Here is a 9,655-nt window from a genome sequence, read left to right as displayed (position 1 = left end):
GCGGGTGGGCCCCGGCCGCTGACGGGGCCCGCGCGTGAGCCGCGCGGGCACCGCGCTGCGCGTGGCGACCTGGGCGGGCTCCGCCGCGGCCACCGCGCTGACCGCGCACTCCCTGCTCAACGCGCGCCACCTGCGGCGGCCCGCCGTGGAGCCCCCCGCGACGCGGGAGGTGCTCAGCGTCCTGCTGCCGGTGCGCGACGAGGAGGAGCGCGTGGGCCCGTGCCTCAGCGCCCTGCTGGACCAGGTCGCCGCGGGCGCCTACGAGGTGATCGTCTACGACGACGCGTCGAGCGACCGCACGGCCGACGTCGTGGCGGCCGTCGCCGCGGGCGACGCCCGGGTGACGCTGCTGCGCGGCGGCCCGCTGCCCGCGGGGTGGCTCGGCAAGCCGCACGCGTGCGCCCGCCTGGCGGCCGCCGCCCACGGCGACGTGCTGGTGTTCGTCGACGCCGACGTCGTGCTGGCCCCCCACGCCCTCGCCGCGGGCACCGACCTGCTGCGGGCCACCGGCCTGGACCTCGTGTGCCCCTACCCGCGGCAGGTCGCGCACACGTGGAGCGAACGGCTCGTGCAGCCGCTCCTGCAGTGGTCGTGGCTCACCACCCTCCCGCTGCGGGCGGCCGAGGTGTCGCCCCGGCCGTCGCTTGCCGCGGCGAACGGGCAGTTCCTCGTGGTCGACGCCCTCGCCTACCGCCGCGCGGGCGGCCACGCGGCGGTCCGGACCGAGGTCCTCGACGACATCGCCCTGCTGCGGGCCGTCAAGGCCGCGGGGGGCACGGGCGGCGTCGCCGACGGCACCGACCTCGCGACGTGCCGGATGTACGGCAGCTGGCCGCAGCTGCGCGAGGGCTACGCGAAGTCGCTGTGGTCGGCGTTCGGCAGCCGGCCCGCGGCCGCGGGGGTCGCCGCCGGGCTGCTGCTGGCCTACGTCCTGCCCCCGCTGGCCGCCCTGGGCGGCTCGCGCGCCGGCGCCGTCGGCTACGCGGCGGGCGTCGTCGGCCGCTACGCCGCGGCGGAGCGCACGGGGGGCCGCTCGGTGCCGGACGCCTTCGCGCACCCCGCCTCCGTCGCGCTGCTGGTCGGCCTGCTCGCCGACTCCTGGCGCCGGCACGGGCGCGGCGGCCTGCAGTGGAAGGGACGTCGACTCGCGTGAGCCGCGTCCTCGTCGTCGGCGCGGGCCTGGGCGGGCTGTCGGCCGCCGCGCGGCTCGCCGCGCTCGGTCACGACGTCACCGTCTGCGAGCAGGCCCCGACCGTGGGGGGCAAGCTCGGCTGGTTCAGCCGCGACGGCTTCTCCTTCGACACGGGCCCGTCGCTGCTGACGCTGCCCGCCGTCCAGCGCGACCTCTTCCTCACGACCGGCGCGCCGCTGGAGTCGGTGCTGGACGTCGTCGCCCTCGACCCGGTGACGCACTACCGCTTCGGCGACGGCACCGAGCTCGACCTGCCCGGCGGGGGGCTGCCCGAGGTGGCCGCCGCCCTGGACGAGGCGCTGGGGGCCGGCGCGGGCGCGCAGTGGACCGCCTTCCTGCGCCGGGCGTCGGCGATCTGGGACGTCGCGCGCGAACCGTTCCTCGAGTCGCCGCTGGCGGGCCCCCGGACCCTGCTGCGCCTGGCGCGCAGCGCCTCCGACGTCCGGACGGTGGCGCCCTGGCGCAGCCTGCGCGGCCTGGGCCGGCAGTACCTCCACGACGAGCGGCTGCGGGTGCTGCTGGACCGCTACGCGACGTACTCCGGCTCGCACCCCGCCAAGGCGCCCGCGGCGCTGGCCACCGTCCCGTTCGTGGAGCAGTCCTTCGGCGCCTGGTACGTGCGCGGCGGCCTGCGCCGCCTCGCCGAGGCGGTCGCCGACCGGGCCCGCGAGCTGGGCGTGAGCATCCGCACGTCGTGCGCCGTCGAGGCCGTCCTGACGACCGGCGGCCGGGCCAGCGGGGTCCGGCTGGCCGGGGGCGAGGAGCTCGCCGCCGACGTCGTCGTGTCGGCCGTCGACGCGGCGCAGCTGTACGGGCACCTGCTCCCCCGGCCCCGGCTGCGTCCCGCGCCGGCGCGGCGCTCGTCGTCGGGCTTCGTGCTGCTCCTCGCCCTGGACGGCCGGACCCCGGGGCTGCGGCACCACACCGTGCTGTTCCCGGCCGACTACGACGCCGAGTTCACGGCGCTCGCCCGGGGGCGACCGGTGGCGGACCCGACCGTCTACGTCAGCGCTCCCGACGACCCGGCCCTGCGGCCCGACGAGGACACCGAGGCGTGGTTCGTGCTCGTCAACGCGCCCGTGCACGACCCGGGCGGCCGGGCGCCGGGCGGCACCGACTGGCGGGAGCCCGGCCTCGCGGAGCGCTACGCCGACCACGTCCTGGCGGTCATGGCGCAGCGCGGCCTCGACGTGCGGGACCGGGTGCGCTGGCGGGAGGTCCGCACGCCCGGGGACCTGGCCGACGCGACGCTCAGCGACGGCGGCGCAATCTACGGCACCTCCAGCGACGGGGCCCGCTCGGCGTTCCTGCGCCCGTCCAACGCCTCTCCCGTGCCGGGGCTGTTCCTCGTCGGCGGGACCTCGCACCCGGGCGGCGGGCTGCCGCTCGTCGGGCTGTCGGCGAGCATCGTCGCCGATCTCGTCGGACCCGCCTGAACGGCGCCGGCCGGGTTCCTCGACGGCGGGTGGCCCGGGGTCCGGAGCCGCGGCGAGCTCAGCGGAGCCGGCGGGCCAGCACCACCGCGAGCTGGAGGAAGCCGACGACGCCGAGCGCGGCCCACACGGCCGTGCCGATCGTCGCCCAGCCGACCTCGGGCACCACGGCCGTGGCCGCCGCCGTGGCCGCGGCGATCGAGACGCGGGTCGGGCGCTCGGCCACGGTGACGACACCGACCTCCGTGACCCCGAGGCCCTGCGCGCGGGCGCGCACGTACTCCTGCCACTGCGCGAGCCCACCGGCCAGCAGCGCCAGCCAGGCGGGTGCCCCGCACCCCCAGAGCACCGCCGCGCAGGCGGCGTCGCCCACGCGGTCGCAGGCCGCGTCGAGCAGGGCCCCGCGGCGGCCCACGCGGTCGGAGATGACGGCGACGGCGCCGTCGAGGTTGTCGAGCAGGCCGGAGACGGCGAGCACCGCGGCGGCCAGGACCGCACCGGCGCCGCCGGGCCCGGCCACGACGGCCACGACGGCGGCCGCGACCGAGCCGACGGCCCCCGCCAGCGTCACGGCCGCCGGCGGCACGCGCAGGGCGGCCAGCGGGGCGGCCACGGCGTGCACGCCGCTGAGCCACCCGCGCACCAGCCCGGTGGGCGCCGCGCCACCGTGCAGGACCGACCACCGCTGCAGGTACGTGTCGCGGTCCACACCCCGAACCTAGGTCCGCGCGGCGGCCGCGGCACGAGCGGGTTCGCAGCCCGGACACCGCAGCTCCACACGCGCGACACCGGCGGGCCTGGCTAGCCCACCGCCGTGAGCGTGCTTAGAGTGCGCCTGTGCCGCCCACGCCCCCTGCCCAGCGCACGAGCGTTCAAACGCTCGACGAGACGACCGCGCCACCGAGCGCGGCCGCCGGATCACGGGGGCTGCGCGACCGCGTCGAACTCGTCCTGACGGAGTTCCTGGAGGAGCAGGCCGGCGTCCTCGGGACCGTCAGCCCGGACTGCTCCCCCATGCTCGACGCCATCGCGACGCTGCTGTCCGGGGGCAAGCGCCTGCGCCCGGCGTTCTGCTACTGGGGCTACCTCGGCGCGGGCGGGCTCGACGAGGACGACATCGTGCAGGTGGCCGCGGCCCTGGAGCTGTTCCAGGCCGCCGCGCTCATGCACGACGACGTCATGGACGACTCCGACACCCGCCGCGGCCAGCCCGCGGCCCACCGCCGCTTCGAGGCCATGCACGCGCAGGCGGGCTGGGCCGGCAGCGGCAGCCGGTTCGGCCTCGCGGGCGCCGTCCTCGCGGGCGACCTCTGCCTGTCCTGGAGCGACGAGCTGTTCGCGCGCGCGGGGTTCGCCCCCGACGCGCTGCTGCGCGGACGCACCGTCTTCAACACCATGCGCACCCAGCTCATGGGCGGGCAGTACCTCGACATGCTGGAGCAGGCGTCGTGCGCGCAGCAGGGCGCGGACGGGGCCGTGGACCGGGCCCGCCGCGTCGTGCGCTTCAAGAGCGCCAAGTACTCCATCGAGCACCCGCTGCTGCTCGGGGCCCAGCTCGCCGGGGCGGACCCGGCGCTGCTCGCGGACTACTCCACGTTCGGCCTCGCCCTGGGCGAGGCGTTCCAGCTGCGCGACGACGTCCTGGGCGTCTTCGGCGATCCCGGTGAGACCGGCAAACCCGCAGGCGACGACCTGCGCGAAGGGAAGCGGACCGTGCTCATGGCCTACGCGGTGGCCTCGGCCACCACCGAGCAGGCCGAGGTGGTCGAGCGCCTGCTCGGCGACCCGGCCCTGGACGCCGCGGGGGTGCAGCAGCTGCGCGAGGTCCTCGTGGACACCGGCGCGCTCGCCGGGGTGGAGGCCCTCATCGCGGAGCAGGTCGAGGTCGCGTGCACCACGCTGGACGCCGCGCCCCTGACCGAGCCCGCGCGCACCGCGCTGCACGAGCTCGTGGTCGCCGCGACCACCCGCCGCTCGTGAGCCGCGCGACGCGGACCCTGGACTGGCTGCCGGGCCGCACCCGCCGCGTCGAGGGCGCCACCGACGACGTCGTCATCGTCGGGGCGGGTCTCGCGGGGCTGTCCACCGCCATGCGCCTCGCCGGCGCCGGGCGCACCGTCACCGTGCTCGAGCGCGAGGACGTCCCGGGCGGTCGCGCCGGGCTGTCGGTCAAGGACGTCCCGGACGGGCAGTACCGCTTCGACACGGGCCCGTCGGTGCTGACCATGCCCGACCTCATCGCCGACTGCTTCGACGCGCTCGGCGAGGACATGCACGACTGGCTGGACCTGAAGCCCGTCGACCCGCTGTACCGGGGCACGTTCGCCGACGGCTCGACGCTGCAGGTCTCGGCCGACGTCGAGCGCACCGCGCAGGCCATCGCGGAGCTCTGCGGCGAGGCGGAGGCCGACGGGTACCGGCGGTTCGTCGCCCACGTCGGGAACCTGTACCGCTACGAGATCCGCGACTTCATCGACTCCAACATCGACACCCCGCTGGACCTGCTCAAGCCGAACCTGGTGCGGCTGCTGGCGGCCGGCGGGTTCAAGAAGATGGCGCCGGAGGTCGCGAAGTACCTCAAGGACCCGCGCACGCAGCGGATGTTCTCCTTCCAGGCGCTGTACGCGGGCGTCTCCCCGTTCGACGCGCTGGCCCTCTACTCGGTCATCGCGTACATGGACACGGTCGCCGGGGTGTTCTTCCCCCAGGGCGGGATGCACGCGATCCCCACGGCCATGGCCGCGGCGGCCGAGAAGCACGGGGTCACGTTCCACTACGGCACCGAGGTCGCCCGCGTGGAGCGCACCGGCCGGCGCGCGACGGGCGTCATCACGACCGACGGACGCCGGTTCGCCGCGGACGTCGTCGTGCTGAACCCCGACCTCCCGGTCGCCCACCGCGACCTGCTGGGGACCGACCCGTGGCGCGTGCGGCACCTGACGTACTCGCCGTCGTGCTACCTCATGCACGTGGGTTCCAGCGCGGACTACCCCGACCCCGTGCACCACTCGATCCACTTCGGCGCGGCGTGGGAGCAGGTGTTCGACGAGCTCGTCGACGGCCGCCTGATGAGCGACCCCTCGATCCTCGTCTCGCGCCCGACGGTCTCCGACCCCGGGCTCGCGCCCGCGGGCAAGCACGTCTACTACGTGCTGTTCCCGACGCCCTCGCTGGCGGCGGGGTCGTCGCCGGTCGACTGGGACCGCCTGGCCCCCCGCTACCGCGAGCACGTCATGGAGGTGCTCACGGCCCGCGGCTACCCGGGGTTCGACGCGGCCGTGGAGGTCGAGGACGTGATCACCCCCGCGGACTGGGAGCGGCAGGGCATGGAGGCGGGGGCGCCGTTCGCGTCCTCGCACCTGTTCCGCCAGACCGGCCCGTTCCGCCCGGGGAACCTCTGGGGCGACAACGTGGTGTTCGCGGGCTCCGGCACGCAGCCCGGCGTCGGGGTGCCCATGGTGCTCGTCTCGGGCCGGCTGGCCGCCGAGCGCATCACGGGCAAGGACCGCAGCTACCGCTCGCGCGCCTGGCGCTGACGGGAACAGCGCTGACGAGCAGCACGACGAGGGGCGCCCGGGGGTCGACCCGGGCGCCCCTCGTCGTCCCTGCCTCGTTCAGACGGCGTGGTTCAGGCCGGCAGTTCCCGCTGGGCCGGGCCGGAGTAGGCCGACAGCGGCCGGATGAGCGAGTTCGACGCCCGCTGCTCCAGCACGTGCGCCGTCCAGCCCGTCACGCGGGCCGCGACGAACAGCGGCGTGAACAGGGCGGTGTCGAACCCCATCAGGTGGTACGCCGGACCCGACGGGTAGTCGAGGTTCGGCAGGATGTTCTTCCGCGACGTCATGGCCGTCTCGAGCGCGTCGTACAGCTCGATGACGTCAGCGCGCCCGGCGGCGTCGGTGAGCCGTTGCAGCGCAGCCCGCATCGTGGGCACGCGCGAGTCCCCCGAGCGGTAGACGCGGTGACCGAAACCCATGATCTTCCGCTTGCCCGCCAGCGCCGCCTCGAGCCACGCCTCGGCGCGTGCCGGGGAGCCCTCCCCGAGCCCGATCTCCTCGAACACGTCCCAGACGGCCTCGTTCGCGCCGCCGTGCAGCGGGCCCTTGAGCGCCCCGATCGCCGCGGTGACCGCGGAGTGCAGGTCGGCGAGCGTCGAGGTCACGACGCGCGCCGTGAACGTCGAGGCGTTGAACGAGTGCTCGGCGTAGAGCACCATCGAGACGCGGAAGGCGTCGACCACCTCGGCGTCGGCCTCCTCCCCGAACGTCGTGAAGAGGAAGTTCGCCGCGTGGTCGAGGTCCTCGCGGGCCGGCACGGGTTCCAGCCCGCGACGGCGGCGCTGCGTGCGGGCCACGACCGCCGGCAGCGCCGAGAACAACCGCTGCGCCTTGGCCAGCTCGACGGCGGGCGAGGAGTCGCCCGCGTCCGGGTCCAGCGCCCCGAGGACGCTGACGGCGCTGCGCACGACGTCCATGGGGTGGGCGCTCGGGGCGAGCTCGTCGATTACGCGGGCGACCCGCGGGTCGAGCTCGCGCTGCCCGCGGTCGGTGGCCGCGAACTCCGCGCGCTCGGCCTCGCTCGGCAGCTCCCCCGTCCAGAGCAGCCACGCGACGTCCTCGAAGGAGCAGTGCGCGGCGAGGTCCTGCACGGGGTACCCGCGGTAGAGCAGCGAGTTCGTCGCGGGCTCGACCTTGGAGATCGCCGTCGTGTCGACGACCACCCCGGCCAGGCCCTTGTGGATCTCCGGTGCGGCGGCCGGGGTCTGCTCTGCCGCGGTGTCTGCGGGCATGTCGCTCCTTCGCGAGGTTCGGGTGCTGGGGGGACGGGCGCTCAGGACGAGCGGTTGCCGTCGAGGCTGAAGTCGAACACCGAGGAGTCGAACCGCCCGTACTCGGCGTAGTCCAGGAGGTCGTAGAGGTCGGCGCGGGTCTGCATGGACCCCACCTCGGGCGCCAGCGTCCCCTCCGCCGCGAGGACGTCCAGGGCGCGGACGGCCGCGCCCATCGCCAGGCGCAGCAGCGACACCGGGTGGATGACCATCGCCACGCCCGCGTCGCGCAGCTGGGCGTGGGTGAAGAGGTCGCTGCGCCCGAACTCCGTCATGTTCGCGAGCACCGGGACGTCGACGGCGGAGCAGACGGCCTCGAACTCCGCGAGGTCGGCCATCGCCTCGGGGAACACCGCGTCGGCGCCCGCGTCGACCAGCGCCTTGGCGCGCCGCACCGCCGCGTCGAGGCCCTCGATGCCGCGCACGTCGGTGCGGGCCATGACGACGAGACCCGGGTCGCGGCGCGCGTCGACGGCCGCGCGGATGCGGCGCACGGCCGTGGCCTCGTCGACGACGGACTTGCCCTCGAGGTGCCCGCAGCGCTTGGGGTTCACCTGGTCCTCGACGTGCAGGCCGGCGACGCCCGCGTCCTCGAGCGCCTGCACGGTGCGCGCCACGTTCAGCGGTTCACCGAACCCGGTGTCGGCGTCGACGAGGACGGGCAGGTCGGTGGCGCCGGCCACCTGGGCGGCGCGGCCCGCGACCTCCGACAGCGTCGTGAGGCCGATGTCGGGCAGGCCGAGTTCCGCGGACATCACGGCGCCGGAGAGGTAGACCCCCTCGAAGCCCTTGCGCTGCACCAGGCGGGCGGACAGCGGGTTGAAGGCGCCGGGGAAGCGCAAGAGTTCCCCGCTCGCGAGGCCCGCGCGGAACGCGGCGCGCTTGGCGGCGGGGGTGGTCGTGGAACCGAGCATCGCGGAACTCCCTCTCAGAACAGGCCGGTGGGCAGGTCGACGGTCGCCAGCAGCTCCGGCGGGGCGACGACGCCGAGGTCGCGCACGCCCGCGGCGTCGAGCTCGGGCAGCCGCCGCGCGAGGTCGAGGAACCGGTCGATCTCGGCCGCTCCCAGGACGTCGGTGGCCAGGGCGCGGAGCTTGGCCTCCTCCTGCGCGCGGCCGAACGGCGCCGCCCCCAGCGGGTGCGCGTCGGCCACGGCGATCTCGTCGACCACGACCGAGCCGTCGGTCAGGGTGATCTCGACGCGGCCGCCGAACGCCTTCACGGCCGGGTCGGTGGAGTGGTAGCGCGCCGTCCACGCCGGGTCCTCGCGCGTCGTGGTGCGCTGCCACAGCGCGACCGTGTCCGGGCGCGAGGCCCGCTGCGGCGCGTAGGAGTCGACGTGGTGCCAGGCCCCGTCCTGCAGGGCCACGGTGAAGATGTACGGGATCGAGTGGTCGAGGGTCTCGCGGCTCGCGGTCGGGTCGTACTTCTGCGGGTCGTTGGCGCCGGAGCCGATGACGACGTGCGTGTGGTGCGAGGTCGAGATGACGATCGAGGCCACGCGCTCCGGGTCGCCGAGCTCGGGGCGGGCGCGGTGCAGGCGGCGGGCCAGGTCGATGAGCGCCTGCGCCTGGTACTCCGCGGAGTGCTCCTTGGTGTAGGTGTCCAGGATGCTCCGCTTGGACTCGCCGGGCTCCGGCAGCGGGACCTCGTAGGCGGCGTCGGGGCCGTCGAGCAGCCACGCGATGACGCCGTCCTCCCCCTCGTAGATCGGGGCGGGGCTGGTCTGCCCGCGCATCGCGCGGTCCACCGCCTCGACGGCCATCTTCCCGGCGAAGGCGGGGGCGTGCGCCTTCCACGTCGAGATCGCGCCCTTGCGCGACTGCCGGGTCGCCGTCGTCGTGTGCAGGGCCTGGCCGATGGCCTGGTAGACGGTCTCGGTCGGCAGGCCGAGCATCGTGCCGATGCCCGCGGCCGCGGACGGCCCGAGGTGCGCGACGTGGTCGATCTTGTGGGCGTGCAGGCTGATCGCCCGCACCAGGTCCACCTGCACCTCGTAGCCCGTGACGATGCCGCGCAGCAGCGTCGCGCCGTCCAGGCCGAGGTGCTGGGCGACGGCGATCATCGCGGGCACGTTGTCGCCCGGGTGAGAGTACTCCGCGGCCAGGAACGTGTCGTGGAAGTCGAGCTCGCGCACGGCGACGCCGCCGGCCCAGGCCGCCCACTCCGGCGACACCGCCGTCCTCGTGCCGACGACGGTCC

Annotated in this window: 8 protein-coding genes; 4 read left to right on the top strand and 4 right to left on the bottom strand. The window is 75.7% G+C overall.

Translation table 11 applies throughout. The annotated features are described in order from the left end of the window. The first annotated feature begins 34 nt into the window (after positions 1–34). Positions 35–1,153, top strand: coding sequence for a glycosyltransferase family 2 protein (locus tag GTR02_RS16185; protein WP_338073862.1), 1,119 nt, complete (start codon positions 35–37; stop codon positions 1,151–1,153). Further along, positions 1,150–2,628, top strand: coding sequence for a phytoene desaturase family protein (locus GTR02_RS16180; protein ID WP_166608526.1), 1,479 nt, complete (start codon positions 1,150–1,152; stop codon positions 2,626–2,628). Before GTR02_RS16185 ends, GTR02_RS16180 begins: the two co-directional genes overlap by 4 nt. 58 nt (positions 2,629–2,686) lie before the next feature. Here GTR02_RS16180 and GTR02_RS16175 read toward each other — a convergent pair whose 3' ends face one another. Then, on the bottom strand, positions 2,687–3,334 hold the full coding sequence (locus GTR02_RS16175; RefSeq protein WP_166608525.1) for a CDP-alcohol phosphatidyltransferase family protein: 648 nt from the start codon (positions 3,332–3,334) through the stop codon (positions 2,687–2,689). Between the two features lie 128 nt (positions 3,335–3,462). Here GTR02_RS16175 and GTR02_RS16170 point away from each other — a divergent pair, with 128 nt between their 5' ends. Further along, on the top strand, positions 3,463–4,605 hold the full coding sequence (locus tag GTR02_RS16170; RefSeq protein WP_338073861.1) for a polyprenyl synthetase family protein: 1,143 nt from the start codon (positions 3,463–3,465) through the stop codon (positions 4,603–4,605). After that, on the top strand, positions 4,602–6,161 hold the full coding sequence (gene crtI / locus GTR02_RS16165) for a phytoene desaturase family protein (RefSeq protein ID WP_338073860.1): 1,560 nt from the start codon (positions 4,602–4,604) through the stop codon (positions 6,159–6,161). Before GTR02_RS16170 ends, crtI begins: the two co-directional genes overlap by 4 nt. Before the next feature lie 92 nt (positions 6,162–6,253). Here crtI and GTR02_RS16160 read toward each other — a convergent pair whose 3' ends face one another. The 3 genes from GTR02_RS16160 to GTR02_RS16150 form a co-directional block, all read right to left on the bottom strand. Continuing rightward, positions 6,254–7,414 carry a bifunctional 2-methylcitrate synthase/citrate synthase gene (locus GTR02_RS16160; RefSeq protein WP_166608524.1) on the bottom strand — a complete coding sequence of 387 codons (1,161 nt, stop codon included), beginning with the start codon at positions 7,412–7,414 and terminating at the stop codon, positions 6,254–6,256. A gap of 41 nt (positions 7,415–7,455) precedes the next feature. Further along, a complete protein-coding gene (gene prpB / locus GTR02_RS16155; protein WP_166608523.1) occupies positions 7,456–8,367 on the bottom strand; it encodes a methylisocitrate lyase in 912 nt (303 codons plus the stop codon). A 14-nt stretch (positions 8,368–8,381) separates the two neighbouring features. After that, the coding region (locus GTR02_RS16150) for an MmgE/PrpD family protein (protein WP_166608522.1) at positions 8,382–9,655 on the bottom strand (1,274 nt) is incomplete at its 5' end.

Source organism: Kineococcus siccus (assembly GCF_009906795.1).
In the GTDB taxonomy this organism is placed as follows: Bacteria; Actinomycetota; Actinomycetes; order Actinomycetales; family Kineococcaceae; genus Kineococcus; species Kineococcus siccus.
The sequence above is the reverse complement of the archived record's forward strand: the minus strand, read 5'-3'. Positions and strand labels throughout refer to the sequence as shown.